The organism is Arthrobacter sp. ISL-95 (assembly GCF_018613695.1).
Lineage (GTDB): Bacteria > Actinomycetota > Actinomycetes > Actinomycetales > Micrococcaceae > Arthrobacter.
Map to the genome: position 1 here is coordinate 539,996 of NZ_JAGGPR010000005.1, position 19,849 is coordinate 559,844.

Below are 19,849 nucleotides of genomic sequence, written 5' to 3' on the forward strand. Positions count from 1 at the left end.
TAGGACAAAGTTCAGGTCCTGTGCAGCAACGGCGGAAAAATTCCGCCTTAGCAGTCGCAGGGCCTGAGTGCCAATTCTATCATCGGTCGCCGCGGGATGTACCAGCGTTCGTGCCGGACCTCACTTGGCCGGCCAGCCACAGTCAGCCCTGCTCGGCACCGTCATGGAGCTGAACGACTCCCGAAGGTGTCAGCACCTGACGCACGGGGCGATCGAAGGCCTCGGCGGGAATGGAGCCCGAAGGTAACAAATCGTCGTCGAACACCACTGCGATAGTGGGCGGCCGACCGCCGGAAGCGTCCAGGCCCTGGAGGAGGCGGTCGTAATAGCCGCCACCTTGGCCGATCCGGTTGCCATCCCGGTCCACCGCCGTCGCGGGCATGAAGATCCCCGCGGTACCGGCTATTACCGAGCTTTCCATGCGTTCACCCTCCGGCTCGTCTATGGGCGCGTAGGAGGACCGGACAAAGGCCGTTTCGGGTCTCCAATACACCCAGCTCAAGAGCCGGCCCGGCTCACAGACGGGTAACAGCACCCGGTGCCCAGCCTCGTGCAGTGATGTGATCAAGGGGATGGTGGGCGGCTCGAAAGCCACGCCCAGGTACACGGCAAAGGTTGCGAAAGGGCCGGGGGAGACCTTTGCCGCCCAGGCGGTGCCGTGCTGTGCAAGCGACTCTCCTGCGCGGGCCAGGCGTTCCGGACTGAGGGTCCGCCTGTGCAGCCGTCGACTGCTGCGAATGTCTTCCTTCGATGCCATCTGCGTCCGATCGTGTGGTCGTCGCGCGCGGGGTTGAGCAGCAGGTGTTATCCACTCTGAAAACCAAATGTCCTACCGACGCGGCGAGGGGTTTAGCCGTTGATGTGTTCCGTCCGTTACATTAGTCCGGTGACTCTAGAAAACAACGCTGTCCGTAAGGCCGTCATTCCCGCAGCAGGCCTTGGCACCCGGTTCCTTCCCGCCACGAAGGCGATGCCGAAGGAAATGCTGCCCGTGGTGGACAAGCCTGCCATCCAGTATGTCGTCGAAGAAGCAGTCAAGGTGGGCCTGCATGACGTCCTGATGATTACAGGGCGCAGCAAGCGAGCACTGGAAGACCATTTTGACCGCGTGCCGGCTCTCGAAGCCACCTTGGCTGAGAAGGGCGACACCGCCAAGCTTGAGGCCATTCAGTCCGCCACTAACCTCGGTGATATTCACTACGTCCGCCAAGGTGACCCGAACGGCCTCGGCCACGCCGTCCTTCGTGCAAAGCAGCACGTTGGGTACGAGCCCTTCGCCGTACTGCTTGGCGATGACCTGATCGATGCTCGCGAAGACCTGCTGAGCGAGATGATTGCCGTTCAGCAGAAGACCGGCGGTTCTGTTGTTGCCCTCATCGAGGTAGAGCCGTCCAAGATCAGCGCATATGGTTGCGCCGATGTTGAGGACAACGGCGAGGATGGCTACGTGCGCATCAAGCAGCTCGTCGAAAAGCCTTCTCCGGAAGAAGCGCCGTCAAACCTCGCCGTGATCGGACGTTACGTGCTGCACCCGGCCGTGTTCGACGTCCTGGAGAAGACGGCTCCCGGGCGCGGTGGAGAAATCCAGCTGACGGACGCCCTTGAGGTGCTCGCTGCCGGCGAAGGTGAAGGCTACGGCGTCTACGGCGTTGTCTTCCGCGGCCGCCGTTACGACACCGGTGACAAGCTCAGCTACCTCAAGGCGTGCATCGAGCTTGCTTGCGAACGCGAAGACCTCGGTCCTGAGCTCCGTGAGTGGCTGCCCAACTTCACAGCCACGCTTCCCAAATAGACAAAATTCATGATGCACGGCTCTGCGATCTGGCCGGTAACGCTGGAAAGCGGAGACTTGCTGCTTCGGCCCATCCGATACCGTGACAAGCGGAAATGGTCCGAAGTCCGTTCGCGGAACAGCGAGTGGCTGACGCCTTGGGAGGCGTCCAACCCGGCTCCGGGTGGACGCCTGCCCAGCTACCGCCAAATGGTGGGCTCCTTAAATGAGCAGGCCCGCCAGTCAACTGCTTTGCCGTTTCTCATAGTTGAGAGAACCGCCGGCTTCCGCGAACCGCAGATCGTCGGCCAGTTGACGGTCTCGTCCATCGTGTGGGGGTCGGCCATGATGGCCACCCTTGGCTATTGGGTTGATAAAGACCGTGCCGGGCGCGGCATTGCTCCAACGGCGGTTGCAATGGCAACCGACCACTGCTTCCGGGTGCTGGGTTTGCACCGTATGGAAATCAACATCCGTCCGGAGAACTCTCCGAGTTTGAGGGTTGTGGAGAAGCTTGGCTTCCGTGATGAGGGTTATCGGGAACGGTACCTGCACATCAATGGCGAATGGGCTGACCACCGCTCCTTTGCCTTGACGGCCGAGGAAGTGCCGGAGGGACTCCTGCGCCGGTGGCTCAGAGGATAAACGGGCAGGTCATCGGCCTTTTCGCTCATATCTCCAGTCATTTGCGGACTCGCCCACGACACACCGGCCGCAATGCCGCCGCACCCGGCAATTTGCTTCTACGGTTTTGAATGTGGACTTCCCTCTCAGCAGCTCAGTGATACTCGTGGTCACTGTCGCGCTGTGGATGGTCTGGGTGGCGCCCTATGTTCTGCGGAACAGGCGTCAACAAGTCCAAACGGCCGCTGTTCCAGCAGAGGCTTTTGATGACGAACCAGACGAAACGCAGGCAGGGGTGGTACTGACTTTGGCACCTCAGCAGGAGAAACCAATGGAGACCATGCACAGCAAAGCACCGGCGTCGCCCCAGGACTCCCCAGCGGCGGAGCCCTTGCTTCGGAAGGCACCCCCTACGCCGTTCACTATCCGTTACGCCCGGCTCACGCTGGCTTTGGCGGGCCTTGCCTTGTTGGTCACGGCCGCGGTCTCCGGGATTCTAAGATTTCTCGGAATCGGGTCAGTGTGGTTGCCGCTGGTGTCATTTATTGGCGCGGTGCTCGCCGTCGTGACCTTGCGGAAGCTCGCCCTTCGGGACCTCCGTGAACGACGGGAACGCCGTGCGGCTCAGGCCTCTCCCATTCCCACGCCTGCGCGTTATTTGCCCAAGGAGCCGGTGGCCGAATCGAAGGAAACCACGGTTTTCGACGCTGAAGCCACTAGCCGTGAAGCTGCGCGGTTGTCTGCCGTGGAATTGCGGGAGGCAGCGCTTGCTGTTGCTGTTGCCGCGGGAGATAAATCCGCTCAGGTGGCCAACGACTCCAAGGGTGCCAGCTGGCAGCCTGTGGAGGTTCCCAAGCCTACTTACGTAGCTGCTGCCAAGGCGCCGCGTCCAGCTCCTGAGCCCTTGGATTTGCCCGAGGCCCCAAAGCCCGTTGGCAAGCCTGTGCTGAAACAAAACGTTGAGCAGGTTGAGGCGGCAGCCGCCATAGTGGCAGCCGCAAAGGGCCACAGCGCCCTAAGCAATTTGGACGATGTCCTGCAACGTCGCCGCGCCTAAGAATCTATGACAACGATCTGCGTTGCCGGTGGCACGGGCCAGGTAGGCCGTGAAGTTGTCCGGCTCGCAGTGGCATCTGGTCACAAGGTTTCGGTCCTAAGCCGCCATGTACCGCCCGTCGGCTCGAAGAAGCATGACGACGGCGCCACGTACTTTGCGGGCGACGTCACCACCGGAGACGGCTTGTCGGCCGCGGTGGCGGGCGCCGACGTCGTTATTGATTGCCTTGAGGGGCAGTTTGGTAAAGCCCAAAAGCAGTTCGCCGACGGCGGCGGCAGGCTACTTACCGCCGCGCGCCTGGCCGGTGTTCCCAGAGCCGTGGCACTGTCCATCATCAACTGTGACCTGAGCTCGTCGGCGTACTACGCCTCCAAAGCTGCCAAGGAACGGAAGTACGCCGAGTCTTCTTTGCAGACAGTGGTGGTCCGGGCGACGCAGTTCCACGGCTTGGTTGCCATGGTCTTCGCCGCTGGTGCCAAGGTGCGGCTGGTCCCGACGTTCAGAGGCGTCAGCTTTCAGTCGATTTCGCCTGTGGACGTTGCAGCGGCATTGCTTCAAGCAGCTTTGGATGACTTGGAGCCAGACAAACATCGAATGCTGACAATATCGGGGCCGCAGGCCCTGACCATGAGGCAGATGGCGGAGTCTTGGAAGTCAACCACGGGCGCGCGGGGAAAAATCATTCAGCTGCCTTTTCCCGGGCCGATGGGTGACTTTCTTCGCGCTGGACTCAACCTGACTGCGGAGCAGCCGTACGGCAAGGAAACGTTCGTGTACTGGTTGGAAAAGCGCGGGGAAAGTTTGTAGCCTAGGGACACTGGCCGGGCAGTTGAAATTCGGTCCAGGGGCTATAGCTCAGTTGGTAGAGCGCTTCGTTCGCATCGAAGAGGTCAGGAGTTCGAATCTCCTTAGCTCCACAAAGGTAAATATAGACACTAAGCCCTACAACGGTAGGGCTTAGTGTGTGCCGCACATGAATTGGATGACCGTCGCGGAGAGTCGGGGACAGGCCCGGTATCACTCATGCCTAGTTCATGACCTGCTCGAGTCTGGCCAGTCCCCTTGCATCAGCCGCATACCAATGAACACCGGCGTGGACGCCCATGCATCAAAGGCAGCCAAGAAATTCCCGACGCCGACCCCTATCAGGATCGGGACAGCCATGCGCCGTACTGTGGGAGCCTGACTCATGAGTCAAGCCTTGCTTCCCGCTCCCGAGCCAGCTGTGAGCGCAGGATGAACGAATGGGTTGGAGTTGCCACCCCTACTTGTGCAGCCCGGGCAACAATCGCTCCATTTTGATCTGCCAGCTCTGACGGCAAACCTGAAGCCAGGTCGCGCTGCATTGATGACGTGGTCAAAGGGTCGAAGACGTTTGCATAGACCGAGAAGACCTCCTCTACGTCTTCGCTAGTGAAGGTCACGCCGCAAGCCCGGGCTACTGATGCGACCTCAACGATGCCATCACGGACCATCGAGCGAGTCTCGGGATGCGCGCGGGTCACCCCGACGGGGGCACCTGAGACGGCACCTACGCCGCCGTAAGAGGCGATAAGGGCGATCTTCTTCCAGAGCGCGCGCTGCACATCCAGGGCAAGAGTCGCCGTCACGGGGCTTGCGTTGATGGCATCCACCACCCGCTCCGCGATGCCGGTGTCTGCACCAATCTCATCAACGAGCCCAGCGCTGAGGGTGGCTTCACCACCGATCAGCTCAACGGTCAGCGGGGCGGTGCGCTTGACTATGACAACGCATGTTGTGGCGATGACCGGAGAGGCAGGGAAGATGCGGCGGGCGACCTCGGGGGCCTCTATACCGTTTTGCAGTGTGACCAGCGGGGTCCCTTTATTGATCTTGCCCTGAAGATCGAGGAGGGCATCCTCGACCTGCCAGGCTTTTGTGGCAATCAGTACAACGTCGACGTCCTGCGGGTCTGCCTCAGAAACGACGCTTACCCCGGATATGGTTTCCGTTCGACCTGCTTTGAACAGATGCAGCTTGGTGTCCTGGGTGGATGCCCGGGCTTTCAGTACTACGCTGTGGCCGGCCTGTGCCAGGCGTGCTGAGAAGTACAAACCCATGGCTCCGGCGCCATAAACGAGGATGTTCACAGTCTCAAACTCTCACGGTGGTTGGAATGGATTTCAGTAGATCCAGCCTCAGCTTGTCATCATTGCTGGCGCCGAAGGGGGCGCGTTGTCCGCCTTCCCCGATGGTTTCGTCTGAGATGGATTTGATTGAGAAGCCTTGGTATCCAGGTTGATGTTTGCTCGGAAACTGGAGCATGGGTCGCCTATCGTTTGAACGAGAAAGGACGTGGCCTCGACAGAAAACAGGCTACTTCGAAGCCACGCCGATGCTTGCATAGCACTTGCAGCTAATCAAGCCGGACGATCGGTTTTCCACCTGCGCTCCTGAGTACCTGCGGTTTGCTCCTCGTCACAATCGGTTGGCAGCGCTCGACGCGTTGACCCGGGGGACAGGCCGCCATTCGCTCCAGAAGCCGCTGCCTGAAAACGCCCTATACGGAGAAAGTTCTTCCGGCTGCTTCGAGGCGCGGAGTCAGCTGTCCCCGGCCTGTGCAGCCCTCTTCAACTCGGCGATCCTCAGCCGCAAGAAGATGATCGACAAGACCAAGGCGTACACAGCCAGGACGGCCACGGCGATCACGAAGAAGGCGTATAGGATCCCTATGATTCCGAAGGCTGGACTTAAATTCATTGCTACCCCCAATAGTGGTTGAGCCTCAATGCGATGCAAACCACCGGCGGTGCCCGGCTCAAGCGTGTTGTCAGAGTCCCTGCGGGCTTGGCGGAGCCTTTACTTTGCGCCTCGGGGATCGCCATAGGTCTGACGCCACTGCGAGGACCATGGCCAATGCGACGGACTATACCCTTTGCCCAAAACCACCGCTGTCGCTAGGGGCAATTCAGGGTGCCGGTGAGAGGTGGCCCGGTCCAGGAGTTCGTGGAGTTGGGGACTTTGTAGTAGCCGCGGATCTGGTAGGTCCAGGCGCCGGACAGGTTGCTCACATTTTGGACGCCGGAGCTGTAGGACTTTCCCGCGGTTTTACTCAGGTCGCCGGTGAATTGCACGACGCCGTCGGGGTCGATGATTTTCAGCTCGTGGTAGTTGGCATAGGCGACAGCAGTGAAAGCACCAACGCTGATTTTGGCTTGGCCGAACCAGAGAAAGGAATCACAGCTCTTCGTCACGGCGACGGTGTTGGCTGCTGGTGCGGGGATACGGGCGGCGGTGATGGCCATGGCGCCTGTCTCGGTGTCATTGAACCTGGCGTACGCGGGTGAGATCTGGACACCCATCAGCAGGAGTACGGCGGCGAGGATGATGGCCGGTACCTGCCAGATGATGCCCTTGCCCTGCATGTGCGTTGTTCCCGTTCCCGTAGCGTGGTGTTCTTCTCCAAGTCTGCCCAACCGTTCTCAGGAATCACCTCGGTGAACACTCAAGGACTGCTCAAGAACGGTAGTACCGGTCACCGCGGGTCAGGCTGGTGTGGGCTGCGTTGATGAGTTCGGCCCGTGACGCCACGCAGCGGTCCGTTGTTTGCTGCAGGGCCGGGAGTGCTTGGGTGGCGTCGTCGAAGTGGTCTTCTCGGATCATTGATTCGATAGCCCGGCATTGGTGCTCTGTTTCCAAGGCGCCCACCATGGCGGAGCTGATCTTCAGGCTGAGCACAGCGGTGGTCGTCTCTTCCGCGTCATGATCATCTACGGCGTGGACGATCCGTTCCACCCTTTGAGGGAGCATGGCGAGGTACTTGGTGAGGAACCGCAGTGCCGGTTTCGGGTTCCCGAGCTCGTCGGCAAGGGATTGGATTCGGCGTAAGTCCCAGTCGCCTGCGGCGGGGTTACGCGGCGGTTTCATCCCCGGCTCCCGCGGTGTCTTCCGGCGTGGTCTTGTTGGGGTTTTTGGTCCAGATGGAGGCGAGCATTCCGATGACCAGGATGGCGGGTGCGCCGTACATGAGGGTGTTCATGACGATGGGTTCGCGGAGGGTGCGGATGGCGTTGCCCACGTGCGGGATGGTGGCGATCTGCTTGTCCACGGTTTTGCCTTGGAGGGTGGCGATCCAAGGGTCGATGCCGTTGTTGGCGTCGCCTTTGGTTTGGACGGCGATGCCGCCGTCGGCGGTGGTGGTGATTTCGGTGATGCGGTGGGTTTCCACCCGCTGGTCTTCGACCGGGATGTGGTAGGTGATGATGTCGCCTACCTTGACGTCGGTGATGGGGGTGGGGACGGTCACGACGACGTCACCGGGGTTGATCAGGGGCGCCATGGATCCGGTGAGCATGGTGGAGGTCTGGTAGCCGAGGATGCGGGGACCGATCGCCAGGAGCAGGAACACCACGGCGGCCAGGACCAGCATGCCCACGCCGATGCCCTTGACCACTTTGCCGGCAACCCGGCGGAAGGCGCCCGGTTGTGTGCCGGTTGCCGTTGCGGTGGCCGCTTCGGGCTGCTTCACGACGGCGGTCTCGGTCGCCTGAGCGGATTTTACGGTGGAACGCCGGCCGTGGACTGCGGGAGTGGTGATGGTGCTCAGTGCGCTCATTCCCGGCGTTCCTTTCAAGTGTTCGTTGTGACTTCAGTCTGTCCGGCCCGGCTCAAGGCAGAGTGTGGGATGGCCTCAAGACTTGCTCAGGAAATGGCCGAGGACCGGCCTGAAGGGCAAACAGGCCGGCCCCCGGGGCCTATCGGTGAACCCCTCACGGGTTTCGGATGGTGCTTACTTGGTGGTTTCGGTGCGTTGGGTGCCGGTGAAGGAGAACCCTACGGTGGAGGTGGCGCCTTGGAAGTCATTGTTCGCGGCGGCCGGCAACGCTGTGGTGATTTTGAGGTTGTCGGTTTTGGCCGAGGTGAGGGAGGCCAGGTTGCTCAGGGCCTTGTTCGCTGCGATCACGGGGCCGGAGGCCAAGACCGTGGTCTTGGTGCCGGTGCAGCTGTAGGGTGCGGTGGCACCGGTCCAGGCCACGGAGCAGTTCTCGATGGTCAGCTGCAGACCGTTCGTCACGTCCGTGGTGAGCAGCGATCCGGTGGCGCCGGCGGAGGCGGTGAGGGTGACGTTGTTCAGGTCCGAGTTGCCGGTGTTGGCCAGGGTGATGAGTTTTTCGACTTTGTCGCCGGGCAGCAAGCCAGCTACCGGGACGTTGAGGGTGTTGGCCGGTCCGGGGGCGCCCAGGGCGATGGTGACGGTGCCTGCGGTGACGGCCTGAGAGGCTGAGGTGGAGGAAGTGAACGCGCCGTAGGTGCCCATGCCGGCGACGGCGGCTGCGGTACCGACCAGTGCGACGGAAGCGAGGATCTTGCCGGAGGCGGTTTTGAGGCTGATGGCCATCTGAGTATGGTCCTTTCGGGAGGCCACCGCGGGTCCGGCCGGCCGTTCATTTTTCCAGCCTCTCTGGCTGACAAGAACTACTGTGCCGGGCACGGATCAAGAACAAATCCTGTGTTCAGTCAACAGTCGCTCAGGAAAGCCTCAAGACTCCCGCACCGGCAAAATCCCGGTTTTGGCTCTCCTCAAAGCTTGCGGAAAGTGCTCTCATGGGAACAACGGTAGGCAAGGATTTGCATCTGGGAGCGGCCGTGAGCAGTCATAGTGGACCACTGACATCAGCCCGGAGTTCGATGCGCTCAAACCTGCTGATCCTCGCCGTGTTCACGGCTGCGCTTGGCTGGTGTATCGCGGTCCTTGGAATCGTGAACAGCCCAGCTGGTGCGATCTTCTTGACCGTCCCAGCGCTAGTGGCCACCGGAGTTGTGGTCGCAGGGAAGGCACGTCGACGCACGCACACCCGCCACCTTGGCACGCCGACTTTGAACGGAAGAACCACTCTGAGAGCGCAGAGCAAGTCCGTGCTGATCCTCATGAGCTTCACCGCGGTACTTTGCTGGTGGATCGCGTTTGTGGGCGTCAGTACGGGAGCCGGCGCGTTCCTCCTGTGGCTTCCTGTCTTGGTGACGGCCGGAACAGGCGCTATGTGGGTCTACATCAAACCTTGGAAGGTTACCCGTAGCTGAACCATGCCGCCTGCGGCGGTGAGAGACCGATTCGGCACCCGGCGCTGAATACTGGTTAACTGTGCTGCATGGGAGGAAGCGGAGCGCCCGGTCTATTCCGACCTGAGCGATGAGCACAAGGCGTTACCTCCGCACACCTGAGCGATGAGCTGGACTCCGTCGACGCCGGGCACGGTCTGGATCTGCATGGCCGGGAGTCTAGTACGTCTCTGAATCGAGGGGTCTTCTTTCCGTTGCTGGGGCTGACGGTCTTGGGCTGACGGTACCGTCAGGGCGACGCGTGGCGGCGTGCTTCGGCAGGGACCGCTCTCCAGATTCGGGACCCCCCAATCGGAGCATGCGGATCCGAGCCAGCATCGTTAAGTTAGCCTTAGCGGGGCTAGGGAGGCGCTATGTTCACAGCACGGTCCGGTGACGGGGTAAGCGTCATCGCTCATGATGAAGGGCAAGGCCCTGTCATCCTGGTCGTGGGTCCTGGCTCCGACGATGGTTCCTCGTGGGCAAAGGTCTCTTCACGGCTCGCTTCACGGTTCAGAGTCCTGCGAGTTCACCGCCGGCAGTACCGACTCGATCTGGACAACCCCGACGGTTTCCCGATGTCCAAGGAAGCAGAGGACATCGTTGCGCTCGTGACGGCCGTCGGTGTGCCTGTGCTGGTCGTGGGTCACTCGTCCGGAGGGGTCGCGGCACTTGAGGCGTTGGTGGTGTCGCCAGCGTCGTTCATCGGCGCTGTTTTGTATGAGCCTCCGGTGACCGTGCACGGCGAGCCGTGGGATGGGCCTCTCGCCAAGGCCACTGCGGCGTTCCGCGCAGGGAAACCGGGCGCAGCAATGAGAATCTTCGCCCGTGACATTGTCCGGACACCAGCGTGGGTCGCTTGGGCGGGCGGGGCCCTGGTCGGGATCATCCGTAAGTACCGGGAGCTGGTACCGGGCCAGATCTTCGACACGAAGGCTATCCACGACCTCGGCATCCGTCTTCCTGCTTACGGCACCATCGGCGTCCCGGTCCTTCTGGTTTCCGGAGAGCGTAGTCCCAAGCACCTGGGGGAGAGGATCGATGAGCTTCAGCTCGCCTTGCCGCAGGCGGAGAAAGTCGTCCTCAGGAAGCAGGGTCACACGGCCAACCAGAAGGCGCCCGCCGATCTCGCAGCGCTCATCACTGCGTTCTACGAGAAGCTCCTCCACGGTCGAGTGTGACGCTTGCCGTCAGTGAGATGTGGCGTGGGGGCTAGAGCGACTGCGGGAACTGATAGAAGAGCTCGGGGTCCGACTGTGTTCCCTGAGCCTGCAAGTAGTCTGTAGCCGTGAGTAAAGCGCTGGATGAAGGTCCCTTCTATCACGGAACGAAAGCCAACCTCCGGGAGGGTGATCTCCTGAGCCCAGGCTTCAGGTCGAACTACCGTCCTGAAGTGGTGATGAACCACATCTACTTCACAGCTCTTCGGGACGGTGCGGGGTTGGCTGCCGAGCTCGCGGCCGGCGATCGCGAACCGCGCGTCTACCTCGTTGAGCCAACCGGCGACTTCGAGGACGACCCGAACGTGACGGACAAGAAATTTCCTGGCAACCCCACCCGGTCGTTTCGCAGCAGCGACCCGCTCAAAGTCATCGGTGAAGTGACCGACTGGACTCGACTGACTCCGGAGGCGCTGCAGGAGTGGCGGGCACGACTAGCCGCCATCTTCGCGGACGAACGCGGAGAAATCATCAACTAAGGAGGCGTTTCCTGAGCATCATTTTTGAACGAGGCTCCCTAATATTCACCGGATTATCGGGACGTGATGATCCGCCAGCTTCGAGCACCCAGTAGAAACGCGACGATGCCGATGACGGCAGGGACTGTGAGCCACGCCCAGCTGCTCGTCCATCCCAACCCGACGGAGTCGGCCGAAGAAAACGCAGTGACGTCGACGAACAGGAATGTCGCATTGGCCTCCATGGGTGCGTTCGAATCGACGGCGGCCACCATGCCGAAGCTGAACGCCAGGAACAGCGCCCAGTACAGGAGCAGTGCCAAACCGGCGGTGATGACGCCCATGGACCATAGCGGCCGGAGGTTCTCGTCGACGCCGTACTGCCGGGCCAGCGTCCTGGGCGACCCGAGGTCTCGAAGGCTTGATGTTGTATCCCGAGGGTCACTGGCTATTGCCTGCCGTAATTCCTTGACCGTCGCCCGACGTTCCTTACCTGTAAGTACTGCTTCGAGGCGCCAGTCGAGCCGGGTGAGGTACATGTCGGTTTGTAACCGGTCCTTGAGTGACCGGCGGGGAGATACTGCCGCTTCTACGTTGTTCATGGCTTGGAGTCTCTTTCGGTAGCGTTCCGGACGGCAGAGGCTACGAGCCGCCACTGCTCCCGGGCGGTTTCTTTTGCTGTTTCACCTGCCGCTGTCAGGGCGAAATACTTTCGCGGTGGTCCGGTGGGTGATGAAACCATCCGGGTGCTGACCCAGCCGTCTCGTTCAAGCCTGCTGAGAACCGGGTAGACCAGTCCGGTTGTGACATCCAGCCCCATCTTGGCAAGCCGCTCAACCAATTGATACCCGTAGGATTCCTCCTCCGCGATCAAGGTGAGGGTCAGTAGAGGCAGGACAGAACGAACCATTTGAGCGTCCTGCTGGGCCTGAATTCTGGACATAGTATTACTGAAACATTAATAGTGGCAGTTCACAAGCCACGCCCGGAAGTATCGGACAGGTAGTGCACGCCGCGGGCGCAACAAAAGTCGGGTACAAACTACTCGTGCGCGAGCTGGTCGGTAGGTCTATTACTGGATCCAGCGGATCCACGCACCGGCTGATGACCCCCCTCGTTCGCCGGAGCTGCCCCAGGGTCCGCGGCAGGGGCCGGACGGCATCACCAGAAATGCTGTCCGGCCCTGCGCAAACCGACCATTGTTTCGGGCGCGAACCATGTATATCGTTAACTATCGTTCAGTATCGTTCGCGACATACCGAGGTGAGCTTGATGCATAATTCATTCCCTGCAAACGGATTTATGGGAAACAACTTGGACGGCATGTGGCAGGCCGTGGAGGAGTTTCGGTCTCGGTTTGAGAAGCGCTCCGGCACCCGAGCGGGCCGGGGTGAGTTGAGGGCAGCCATTCTGGCTCTCCTGGCCGAGCGCCCCATGCACGGCTATCAGATCATCCGTGAAATCGAAGAGCGAAGCGGTGGAAGCTGGAAGCCAAGCGCCGGCTCGGTATACCCAACTCTTCAACTGCTGGCAGATGAGGGTTTCGTCAGTACTGAGGAATCCAATGGCCGCAAAATTTACTCCCTCACCGAGGCGGGCCGCGAGGACGTGGCAAGCGCCGAAACGGCAGCGCCTTGGGAATCCACGGGGACATCAGGTTTCGCCGCACTGCCCAAGGCAGGAGTGGAGCTTGCCCAGGCCGCGGCCCAAGTGGGTCGCACCGGAACTCCAAAGCAGGTTCAGGAGGCTGTGACGGTGCTGGAAGAGGCTCGTCGCCGGCTGTATTCGATCCTCGCCCGGGACTGAAGGGAGTGACGTCGCCTCGACGCGACCGGACGGATCCCATGGCCGGGGAAGCCCGTGCCCGCTATCGACGAATCCTCAGGTTTGCGGCGTGGCACTTGCTGGTGACCTGGTGGTTCGAGTTGTTCCTGCCTCGTGTGGGTCTGCGAAGACTGACCGAACGCAACCGCGCCCTAAGGTTGCGGCGTTTCGCGCGACGCTTCCACGGCCTCGCGGTGGAGCTTGGCGGCTTGATGATCAAGGTGGGCCAGTTCATGTCCTCCAGGCTTGACGTGCTTCCGCCTGAGATCACGGCTGAACTCGAGGGCCTCCAGGACGAGGTACCGCCGGTTCCGTTCCCTGCCATCAGGGCTCTCGCCGAGGCGGAGTTGGGAGCTCCCTTGGAATCCGTGTTCGCTTCGATGGAGGAGGTGCCCATAGCCGCGGCATCCCTCGGGCAGGCGCACCGGGCTAAGCTGCTCCCCGGCAATGCCGAGGACACGGGCCTCAGTAGCGTTGTTTTCAAAGTGCAAAGGCCGGGCATCGACACGATCGTGGACGTCGATCTGGCCGCTTTGCGACGCGTGGGAGGCTGGCTGAGCCGTATCCGTATTGTCTCAAACCGTGCCGATGTACCCGCCTTGATCAAGGAGTTTGCGCAGACCAGTCTTGAGGAGATCGATTACCTCAACGAGGCCGCATATTCAGAGCGTTTTGCAGCTGACTTCGTGGACGACCACCGGGTGACGGTGCCGGGCGTGGTCTGGGAACGGACCACACGCCGGGTTCTCACTTTGGAAGATGTCACCGCAATCAAGATCACGGATGCCGAGTCGCTTCGAATGGCCGGGATTGATCCGGCGTCGGTTGCCCCCGTTTTCGCCTCCGTAATGTTTGACCAATTGTTTACCAAGGGTTTCTTCCACGCCGATCCGCACCCGGGCAATATCTTTGTCACACCCGATTCGAGTTCAGCGGAACGGCCGTGGAAGCTCACGTTCATCGATTTCGGCATGATGGGCGAGGTTCCGGCGAAGACCAGAAGTGGATTGCGCAAGCTCCTGATCGCGGCCGCCTCGCGGGATGGAAAGGGACTCGTGGTCGCTATCAGCGATGTCGGCGTCCTCATGCCTTCGGCTGACACGGCCGAGTTGGAGCGGGCCATGACGCAGCTCTTCGCACGCTTTGGCGGCATGGGCTTTGCCGAACTTCGCGAAGTGGACCCACGGGAGTTCCGTGATTTCGGTGCGGAGTTCGGCAACGTCATCAGGTCGCTTCCATTCCAGTTGCCGGAGAATTTCCTGCTTATCATCCGCGCCATGTCACTGACATCCGGCGTGTGTAGTTCGCTGGATACGCGGTTCAACCTGTGGGACTCGGTGGAACCGTACGCAGCACAGCTGCTGCGGGATGAGCGCGGCAACCTTGTCTCTGATGTCGCGGGGCAGGCACTCGACGCCGCCGCGGTCGCCTTGCGCTTGCCCAAACGGCTGGACGGGCTGGTTACCCGGTTCGAGGACGGGACGCTCCAAGTGTCCAACCGTCGTCTGGAACGGCAAATGTCCCGGCTCATCGTCTTGGCCCGGCGAGCAGTAGCTGCAGTGATCTTCGCAGCACTGCTGGTGGCTGGTTCTGTGATTCGAGCCGAGGACTTGGTGCTCGGCAATGCGGTGATGATCGCGTCGGTGGTTCCGCTGCTCTACGGTCTCTTGCCCGGACGCGGCACTCAATGAGTTACCTCCGTCGTCGTAGAATTACGCTGTGACTGAGACCCCCGCACCCAATTCCGAGGCCTCCGGCAAGATGTCCGGCCCCATCCTGGTAGGAGTGATGCCCGGGCAGCAGCCCGTCGTCGTGGAGCAGGCAGCGCAGGTTGCCGCTCGTGCGGGCCTCCCGCTTGTTTGCGCATATGCCGATGCCACGGTGTATCCCGTGGATGGAACAACCGGAGGGCCGGCCGCTCCCATCGACCCGGATGGCGTTGACGGTGCCCAAGGAATCCCGGACGCACTGAAGACGAGCCTTGGCGAACAACTGGCTGGCATGGACGTTGAATGGTCCGTCGTGCCACTCGCGGGTGAGCCCGCGCACGCCCTGGCCCGCGAGGCCGGGAGCATCGGCGCCTCCATGATCGTGGTAGGAACGCGAGAACACAAGCTCACCGCCGCGCTCAAAGACCTGACGGCAGGGTCCGTGGCCCGGCGTCTTTTCCATCGCCAGGACCTGCCGATCCTCGTAGTCCCGGTGAACCCCCGGGTCCCGGAAGATGATGACGACGATTAAGGCAAAAAGGCCAATTCATCTTCACTGGGGTTTCATCGGCATCGTGACGGCCGGGGGCGTGTTCGGCGCGCTCGCCCGGTACAGCTTTGGACTGGTGATACCAGCGCCGGATGCCTGGCCGCTACCTACCTTGGTCATCAACTTGTCAGGCGCACTGGCATTGGGGGCCTTGCTGGAAGGGCTCTCCCGCAGAGGGCCCGACGTCGGTAGTCGCCGAGTGCTGCGGCTGGCCTTGGGGACGGGGTTCCTGGGTGCCTATACGACGTACAGCACTTTGGCTCTGGATGCGGTCCACCTGTTCACGGTGGATGCGGCGGCAGGAGCTGCCGGGTACCTTGCTGCGAGCTTGTTCGGCGGAGCCGCAGCCACTATTGCAGGCATCTGGTTGGGTGCCTGGCAGCACCGGCGCGGTACAAGGCCTGTGTCGTGACGGTCATTATCCTTGCGCTGGCCGGAGGAGTCGGCGCGGCGGTCAGGTTCATGGTGGACGGTTTGATCAGGCAGCGCCTCAAGACCGCTCTGCCCTGGGGAACCATCCTCATCAATGTCACGGGTTCGTTCGCTCTGGGGTTCCTTGCCGGACTGGTGATGAGGGGCCATGCGCCCGAATCCCTCTTCCTGGTCCTCGGGACAGGCTTCCTGGGCGGATATACAACGTTCAGTACGGCGAGCTTGGAGACCATACGACTGGTCCAAAGTGGCAGGACGGGGCTGGCGCTCATCAACGGATTGGGATCCATGGCGGCAAGCGTTCTTTCTGCCGCGGCCGGAATGGGGCTCAGCCTGCTGATGCCCTGACCTGCTGCTTCCCGGAGTAGTGGCCAGGCTCACCAACAAAAGTGTTCTGGCCCGCCTGTAGGATCGAGCCATGGCTAAGAAGACTTTCAATGAGCTGTTGTCCGCCCAGGTTGCCAATGAATTTGCGGCCTCCCAGCAATACATCGCTGTAGCTGTGTACTTTGATGGCGAAGACTTGCCGCAGCTGGCCCGTCACTTCTATCGCCAGTCCCTCGAAGAGCGCAACCACGCCATGATGATGGTCCAGTACATGCTGGACCGCAACGTACACGTGGAGATTCCGGGCATCGCCCCTGTTCGCAATAACTTCACCAACGCCAAGGAACCCATCGCGCTCGCCTTGGAGCAGGAAAAGGAAGTCACCCGCAACATTGAGGAGATGTTCCGCGTTGCCCGTGCCGAAGGCGACGCCCTGGGTGAGCAGTTCATGCTGTGGTTCCTGAAGGAGCAGGTTGAGGAAGTTGCCTCCATGACCACTCTGCTGAACATCACCGAACGTGCCGAGAACCTCTTCGACATCGAGAACTACGTAGCCCGCGAAACAGTAGGCGACGGCGGAAACGATGCCAGTGCCCCCACGGCTGCCGGCGGCGTCATCTAACTGCTCGCCTCAGCGCACCCGGGTCAAGAGGCCGCTGGAAGCTTAGCTTCCAGCGGTCTCTTCGCGTTCCGGTGTTTCGTCCGGATGGGAACGGCTCAGCAGGGACAAACGGCTGGCGATGCGTGCCAGATCCACGGGTAGAACGCTTCCGCTCGCTTCAACGTCCCAGTCGAGAGGCCCGGCGCCGATCAGGAACAAGGTGATGTCCTGGTCGTAGAGCACATCAACTACGTTGCTGAACCGCTGCCAGGCCGGCGCGGATGCAGCATCACCTTCAGTTGGGGAAGGGACGTCGTCAATGACCCACGTCCTGAACGTTTCGGCCAAGGCCAGGAAGTCCGACGTCGAGGTCAAGCCACCGCACAGTTCCTCAAAACCCACCCACAGAAGGTCCGGGTCGGAGTTCTTGACCACGATCGGCTGGGTGGTCGGCTGCAAAACACGGCCTTGGGATGACGTTGGTCGGAAGAGGCCCAGACGTCCCAATTGTCCGCGTGTGCCGGGGGAGATGATGCGTCCTGATCGGAATGCCACGGTACCGGTGGCAGGGTGGGTTCCTGCCGCTGGGTAGCGACGAAAATCCGAGGCGCCGTAAATCTCCACCACATCCATCATGTCCTTGATGGCCTCGATGGTGGGCAGGAAATGGTCATGCCAGAGGGGGTTGGGCAGTAAGTCGTCCGGCGCGTAATTGGAGGTGACCACCAAGGAAACGCGGCGTTGCGCTGCGGTCCGGAGCAGGCGGGAGATGAACATGCCATCGCCGATGTCGTGGACATGGAACTCGTCAAAGAACAACACGTCAACACCATCCAGCAAGGCACCCACCGACTGCTGGATGGCCGTGCCGTTGCCGGACTCCAAGCCCTGGGTGCCGCCATGAAGACTGCGGAAAAAATCGTGGAAGTGGACGCGGCGTTTCCGTGCCTCAAGCCTTGCGGAGAAACTGTCCATCAGCCACGTTTTTCCGCGGCCTACAGGTCCGTGAAGGTAGAGGCTTCGTGGCGGCTTTCGGTGAAGCGCCCGACGGCGGCCGGTTACCTGGGCGCCAAAGGTTGCCAACCGCTCAGCTGCTTCCCGCTGACTGGGTTCAAGCTCAAAACCGGACCGAACGGCGTCGTGCGTCATGCCCTCAAGCAAGCTCCTCACGGTATCCCGCTGTCCTCGGGGACGTCCCAAGGAAGGCGTCACAGCCAGCCTTTGCGTTTGAAGATGACGTACATGAGCAAGGCAGCGCCGAACATGAGTCCCACCGCAAGGGGATAACCGAAGTCCCAATGCAGTTCAGGCATATGGTCAAAGTTCATCCCGTAGACGCCCGCCACGAAGGACGGTGCAAAGAGGATGGCAGCCCAGGACGAGATCTTCTTGACCTGCTCGTTTTGCGCGGCGCTGGCCTCGTTTTGGCGGTTGGCCGTCAGCGTGCCATCAAGGGTGAGCGCATTCTGGAGGAGGTCCCTGAAGGAGTTGGCCCGTGAGATCACCCGCTGGACGTGGTCCTCGACGTCGCGGAGGGAGCGCTGGAGCTCGATGTCCACGCCGTACTTTTCGAAACCGTTCTCCAGCAGCACCATCATTTCGGGCAGGGGGTGGATGGCCCTTTGAAACTGGATCACTTCACGGGCGAGTTCATAGATCCGGCGTGATACTGCGCTGTCGCCGCTGAAGAGCTGGTCTTCAATCTCGTCAATATCGTTTTCCAGGCCTGCAACCACTGGAGCGTAGTCGTCCACCACTTGGTCCAGGAGGGCGTAGAGCACTGCCTCCGGACCATGGCGGAGGAGATCGGGGCGTTCCTCGAGTCGCTTGCGCACCCGAGCCACGCCACCGGTTTCGGCATGCCGGATGGTCACCACAAAGTTCGGTCCGGTGAAGACGTGGAGCTCGCCGAACTCCACTGTTTCGGTGTCGTCCAGGTACCGGGCCGGCCGGAGGACCGTGAACAGGTTGTGGTCGTAGCGCTCCAGCTTGGGCCGCTGGTGCGCCGAGACGGCGTCCTCCACGGCAAGACCGTGGAGCCCGAATTCCTGGGCAACGGCGGCCATCTCGTCGTTGGTAGGACGATACAGTCCAATCCAAGCCATGCCGCCGTGTTCGGAGAGCATCTCAAACGTCTGCTCGAGGTTATGCGGGGTGGCAGTGCGGACGCCGTCTACATATACGGCGTTATCGATGATGGTCACTGATTGAACGCTACTGCATGGCTCCGATGATGGCGCCCGCGATGGTCATTGCCAGGAGGTCGTGGCCGGAGTCGATGACGGTTACTGTCAATGGTCGCCCGGCGAAACCGTTGTGGATGACATGGCCCCCGGCACGGAATACCAGGGCAAGGATCAGTGCGAACAATCCACCGGCAACAAAGGTATTGAGGTCCAGGGCGCTGATGAGAACAGCGAGGAGAATACTGGTCACGGCCGCAGCCACCATCATGGGAACCCAGATTGCTGCTCCGCCTTCGATGTTCTTGAGGTCTTCTTCGGTTTTCCCGATCGCCTGCATCCACCTGCGGCCAAGAACGGCAGGCATGTACCAAACGAAACCGATCACCATGCTTGAAACGAAAGCCAGAAGTACGGCGAGCCAGTTGATCTGGGAGATGTGTGAGAGCCAATCCATGCCTAAAAGCCTAGTGCGTTCAGGCCTCGGGCCCTGCGCTTCGGCCCTCCTGCCGGGACCGTGTTGGAGTTGCCGCCATCCTGCCGATGAGCGGCTCAGTGCGGTAGGGGATATGGGTGTGCAGTGCCAACACAGTTTCGGTCCTGATGACTCCCTTGGTGCGGAGCACGGAGCGCAACGCTGACTGCAGGTTGTGGGTGTCCGTAGCTACTACCCGGCACCACAGGTCACCGCGACCGGAAATTTCGTGGACCTCCAACACCTGGGGAATCAGGCGCAAGGCGCCAATAACGCCGTCGAGTTCCCGGTGGGTGACTTCAATCGTGACGAAGGCGACGACGTCGTATCCCACCTTTTCGAGGTCCACTTCCCGCCCGGCGGCATGGAGCACCCCGGACCGGAGAAGGCGCTTGACCCTGCTTTGAGCCGTGTTGCGCGCTATGCCCAGGGCGTCGCTCAATTCGGCGATCTGGATCCGGGGATCCTTGACGAGTTCCAAGAGGATCTTCAGGTCCATGGGGTCAAGGGTGTTCAAATGCTCACTCCAACTCACTTGGCTCGCAGTACTTTGAGTAT

Annotated in this window: 26 protein-coding genes and 1 tRNA gene; 14 read left to right on the forward strand and 13 right to left on the reverse strand. The window is 61.2% G+C overall.

The window, feature by feature from the left end:
- Positions 1-142: 142 nt before the first annotated feature.
- Positions 143-757, reverse strand: coding sequence for a 5-formyltetrahydrofolate cyclo-ligase (locus tag J7I86_RS08695; protein ID WP_214819041.1), 615 nt, complete (start codon positions 755-757; stop codon positions 143-145).
- A 102-nt stretch (positions 758-859) separates the two neighbouring features.
- Here J7I86_RS08695 and galU point away from each other — a divergent pair, with 102 nt between their 5' ends.
- The 5 genes from galU to J7I86_RS08720 all read left to right on the forward strand — a co-directional run bounded on the left by galU (position 860) and on the right by J7I86_RS08720 (position 4,369).
- A complete protein-coding gene (galU, locus tag J7I86_RS08700; RefSeq protein WP_214819042.1) occupies positions 860-1,792 on the forward strand; it encodes a UTP--glucose-1-phosphate uridylyltransferase GalU in 933 nt (310 codons plus the stop codon).
- A 12-nt stretch (positions 1,793-1,804) separates the two neighbouring features.
- Positions 1,805-2,416 (forward strand): GNAT family N-acetyltransferase, encoded by a 612-nt coding sequence (locus J7I86_RS08705; RefSeq protein ID WP_214819615.1) that lies wholly within the window; start codon positions 1,805-1,807, stop codon positions 2,414-2,416.
- A 145-nt stretch (positions 2,417-2,561) separates the two neighbouring features.
- Positions 2,562-3,452 carry a hypothetical protein gene (locus tag J7I86_RS08710; RefSeq protein WP_214819617.1) on the forward strand — a complete coding sequence of 297 codons (891 nt, stop codon included), beginning with the start codon at positions 2,562-2,564 and terminating at the stop codon, positions 3,450-3,452.
- 6 nt (positions 3,453-3,458) lie between these two features.
- A complete protein-coding gene (locus tag J7I86_RS08715; RefSeq protein WP_214819043.1) occupies positions 3,459-4,259 on the forward strand; it encodes an SDR family oxidoreductase in 801 nt (266 codons plus the stop codon).
- 37 nt (positions 4,260-4,296) lie between these two features.
- A tRNA-Ala gene (locus tag J7I86_RS08720) sits at positions 4,297-4,369 on the forward strand.
- Positions 4,370-4,639: 270 nt separating this feature from the next.
- Here the strand turns inward: J7I86_RS08720 and J7I86_RS08725 are convergent.
- The 6 genes from J7I86_RS08725 to J7I86_RS08750 form a co-directional block, all read right to left on the reverse strand.
- Positions 4,640-5,563, reverse strand: a complete 924-nt coding sequence (locus tag J7I86_RS08725) for a ketopantoate reductase family protein (RefSeq protein ID WP_214819044.1) — start codon at positions 5,561-5,563, stop codon at positions 4,640-4,642.
- Between the two features lie 451 nt (positions 5,564-6,014).
- Positions 6,015-6,173 carry a hypothetical protein gene (locus J7I86_RS08730; RefSeq protein ID WP_214819045.1) on the reverse strand — a complete coding sequence of 53 codons (159 nt, stop codon included), beginning with the start codon at positions 6,171-6,173 and terminating at the stop codon, positions 6,015-6,017.
- Between the two features lie 197 nt (positions 6,174-6,370).
- A complete protein-coding gene (locus tag J7I86_RS08735; protein WP_214819046.1) occupies positions 6,371-6,889 on the reverse strand; it encodes a hypothetical protein in 519 nt (172 codons plus the stop codon).
- A 40-nt stretch (positions 6,890-6,929) separates the two neighbouring features.
- Positions 6,930-7,340 (reverse strand): Hpt domain-containing protein, encoded by a 411-nt coding sequence (locus tag J7I86_RS08740; RefSeq protein ID WP_214819047.1) that lies wholly within the window; start codon positions 7,338-7,340, stop codon positions 6,930-6,932.
- A complete protein-coding gene (locus tag J7I86_RS08745) occupies positions 7,324-8,028 on the reverse strand; it encodes a signal peptidase I (protein WP_214819048.1) in 705 nt (234 codons plus the stop codon). Before J7I86_RS08745 ends, J7I86_RS08740 begins: the two co-directional genes overlap by 17 nt.
- A 174-nt stretch (positions 8,029-8,202) precedes the next feature.
- Positions 8,203-8,811 carry a TasA family protein gene (locus J7I86_RS08750; protein ID WP_286179487.1) on the reverse strand — a complete coding sequence of 203 codons (609 nt, stop codon included), beginning with the start codon at positions 8,809-8,811 and terminating at the stop codon, positions 8,203-8,205.
- Positions 8,812-9,017: 206 nt separating this feature from the next.
- Between J7I86_RS08750 and J7I86_RS08755 the strand changes: the two genes are divergently transcribed.
- The 3 genes from J7I86_RS08755 (at position 9,018) to arr (ending at position 11,211) form a co-directional block, all read left to right on the forward strand.
- Positions 9,018-9,494, forward strand: a complete 477-nt coding sequence (locus J7I86_RS08755) for a hypothetical protein (protein ID WP_286179488.1) — start codon at positions 9,018-9,020, stop codon at positions 9,492-9,494.
- Positions 9,495-9,886: 392 nt separating this feature from the next.
- Positions 9,887-10,693: an alpha/beta fold hydrolase gene (locus J7I86_RS08760; protein ID WP_214819049.1), complete on the forward strand. Its 807-nt coding sequence runs from the start codon at positions 9,887-9,889 to the stop codon at positions 10,691-10,693.
- A gap of 107 nt (positions 10,694-10,800) precedes the next feature.
- Positions 10,801-11,211, forward strand: coding sequence for an NAD(+)--rifampin ADP-ribosyltransferase (gene arr / locus J7I86_RS08765; RefSeq protein ID WP_214819050.1), 411 nt, complete (start codon positions 10,801-10,803; stop codon positions 11,209-11,211).
- A 53-nt stretch (positions 11,212-11,264) separates the two neighbouring features.
- Here arr and J7I86_RS08770 read toward each other — a convergent pair whose 3' ends face one another.
- Together J7I86_RS08770 and J7I86_RS08775 are read right to left on the reverse strand one after the other, a co-directional pair.
- Positions 11,265-11,792, reverse strand: a complete 528-nt coding sequence (locus tag J7I86_RS08770) for a hypothetical protein (protein ID WP_214819051.1) — start codon at positions 11,790-11,792, stop codon at positions 11,265-11,267.
- Entirely contained in the window at positions 11,789-12,133 is a 345-nt protein-coding gene (locus tag J7I86_RS08775; RefSeq protein ID WP_214819052.1) for a PadR family transcriptional regulator, read from the reverse strand. The genes J7I86_RS08770 and J7I86_RS08775 overlap by 4 nt, the downstream gene beginning before the upstream one ends.
- Positions 12,134-12,462: 329 nt before the next feature.
- Between J7I86_RS08775 and J7I86_RS08780 the strand changes: the two genes are divergently transcribed.
- The 6 genes from J7I86_RS08780 (at position 12,463) to J7I86_RS08805 (ending at position 16,654) form a co-directional block, all read left to right on the forward strand.
- Positions 12,463-12,996, forward strand: coding sequence for a PadR family transcriptional regulator (locus J7I86_RS08780; protein WP_214819053.1), 534 nt, complete (start codon positions 12,463-12,465; stop codon positions 12,994-12,996).
- Positions 12,997-13,001: 5 nt separating this feature from the next.
- On the forward strand, positions 13,002-14,705 hold the full coding sequence (locus J7I86_RS08785; protein WP_214819054.1) for an AarF/ABC1/UbiB kinase family protein: 1,704 nt from the start codon (positions 13,002-13,004) through the stop codon (positions 14,703-14,705).
- 28 nt (positions 14,706-14,733) lie between these two features.
- A complete protein-coding gene (locus J7I86_RS08790; RefSeq protein WP_214819055.1) occupies positions 14,734-15,255 on the forward strand; it encodes a universal stress protein in 522 nt (173 codons plus the stop codon).
- A 43-nt stretch (positions 15,256-15,298) separates the two neighbouring features.
- The gene (locus tag J7I86_RS08795) at positions 15,299-15,685 is read left to right on the forward strand and encodes a CrcB family protein (RefSeq protein ID WP_309476693.1); all 387 of its coding nucleotides are present in this window, start codon (positions 15,299-15,301) and stop codon (positions 15,683-15,685) included.
- Complete coding sequence (gene crcB, locus J7I86_RS08800; RefSeq protein ID WP_214819056.1) at positions 15,682-16,053, forward strand: fluoride efflux transporter CrcB; 372 nt, start codon at positions 15,682-15,684, stop codon at positions 16,051-16,053. The genes J7I86_RS08795 and crcB overlap by 4 nt, the downstream gene beginning before the upstream one ends.
- Positions 16,054-16,123: 70 nt before the next feature.
- Entirely contained in the window at positions 16,124-16,654 is a 531-nt protein-coding gene (locus J7I86_RS08805; RefSeq protein WP_214819057.1) for a ferritin, read from the forward strand.
- A 42-nt stretch (positions 16,655-16,696) separates the two neighbouring features.
- Here the strand turns inward: J7I86_RS08805 and zapE are convergent, their stop codons facing one another.
- From zapE to J7I86_RS08825, 4 genes are read right to left on the reverse strand one after another with little or no spacing between them, the layout of a single operon-like run.
- The gene (zapE, locus tag J7I86_RS08810) at positions 16,697-17,803 is read right to left on the reverse strand and encodes a cell division protein ZapE (RefSeq protein WP_309476694.1); all 1,107 of its coding nucleotides are present in this window, start codon (positions 17,801-17,803) and stop codon (positions 16,697-16,699) included.
- Between the two features lie 38 nt (positions 17,804-17,841).
- On the reverse strand, positions 17,842-18,837 hold the full coding sequence (gene corA / locus J7I86_RS08815; RefSeq protein WP_214819058.1) for a magnesium/cobalt transporter CorA: 996 nt from the start codon (positions 18,835-18,837) through the stop codon (positions 17,842-17,844).
- Positions 18,838-18,847: 10 nt separating this feature from the next.
- Positions 18,848-19,273, reverse strand: coding sequence for a DUF1761 domain-containing protein (locus tag J7I86_RS08820; protein ID WP_214819059.1), 426 nt, complete (start codon positions 19,271-19,273; stop codon positions 18,848-18,850).
- Positions 19,274-19,292: 19 nt separating this feature from the next.
- Complete coding sequence (locus J7I86_RS08825) at positions 19,293-19,808, reverse strand: Lrp/AsnC family transcriptional regulator (RefSeq protein WP_214819060.1); 516 nt, start codon at positions 19,806-19,808, stop codon at positions 19,293-19,295.
- Positions 19,809-19,849: the final 41 nt, after the last annotated feature.

What these genes read in the sequence shown, in the direction of transcription:
- J7I86_RS08750 (WP_286179487.1), bottom strand. Translation starts at nt 8,811, where the DNA reads ATGGCCATCAGCCTCAAAACCGCCTCCGGCAAGATCCTCGCTTCCGTC.
- J7I86_RS08820 (WP_214819059.1), bottom strand. Translation starts at nt 19,273, where the DNA reads ATGGATTGGCTCTCACACATCTCCCAGATCAACTGGCTCGCCGTACTT.
- J7I86_RS08695 (WP_214819041.1), bottom strand. Translation starts at nt 757, where the DNA reads ATGGCATCGAAGGAAGACATTCGCAGCAGTCGACGGCTGCACAGGCGG.
- galU (WP_214819042.1), top strand. Translation starts at nt 860, where the DNA reads ATGTGTTCCGTCCGTTACATTAGTCCGGTGACTCTAGAAAACAACGCT.
- J7I86_RS08745 (WP_214819048.1), bottom strand. Translation starts at nt 8,028, where the DNA reads ATGAGCGCACTGAGCACCATCACCACTCCCGCAGTCCACGGCCGGCGT.
- J7I86_RS08775 (WP_214819052.1), bottom strand. Translation starts at nt 12,133, where the DNA reads ATGTCCAGAATTCAGGCCCAGCAGGACGCTCAAATGGTTCGTTCTGTC.
- J7I86_RS08730 (WP_214819045.1), bottom strand. Translation starts at nt 6,173, where the DNA reads ATGAATTTAAGTCCAGCCTTCGGAATCATAGGGATCCTATACGCCTTC.
- J7I86_RS08770 (WP_214819051.1), bottom strand. Translation starts at nt 11,792, where the DNA reads ATGAACAACGTAGAAGCGGCAGTATCTCCCCGCCGGTCACTCAAGGAC.
- J7I86_RS08740 (WP_214819047.1), bottom strand. Translation starts at nt 7,340, where the DNA reads ATGAAACCGCCGCGTAACCCCGCCGCAGGCGACTGGGACTTACGCCGA.
- J7I86_RS08780 (WP_214819053.1), top strand. Translation starts at nt 12,463, where the DNA reads ATGCATAATTCATTCCCTGCAAACGGATTTATGGGAAACAACTTGGAC.
- J7I86_RS08705 (WP_214819615.1), top strand. Translation starts at nt 1,805, where the DNA reads ATGCACGGCTCTGCGATCTGGCCGGTAACGCTGGAAAGCGGAGACTTG.
- J7I86_RS08715 (WP_214819043.1), top strand. Translation starts at nt 3,459, where the DNA reads ATGACAACGATCTGCGTTGCCGGTGGCACGGGCCAGGTAGGCCGTGAA.
- J7I86_RS08755 (WP_286179488.1), top strand. Translation starts at nt 9,018, where the DNA reads ATGGGAACAACGGTAGGCAAGGATTTGCATCTGGGAGCGGCCGTGAGC.
- J7I86_RS08760 (WP_214819049.1), top strand. Translation starts at nt 9,887, where the DNA reads ATGTTCACAGCACGGTCCGGTGACGGGGTAAGCGTCATCGCTCATGAT.
- J7I86_RS08805 (WP_214819057.1), top strand. Translation starts at nt 16,124, where the DNA reads ATGGCTAAGAAGACTTTCAATGAGCTGTTGTCCGCCCAGGTTGCCAAT.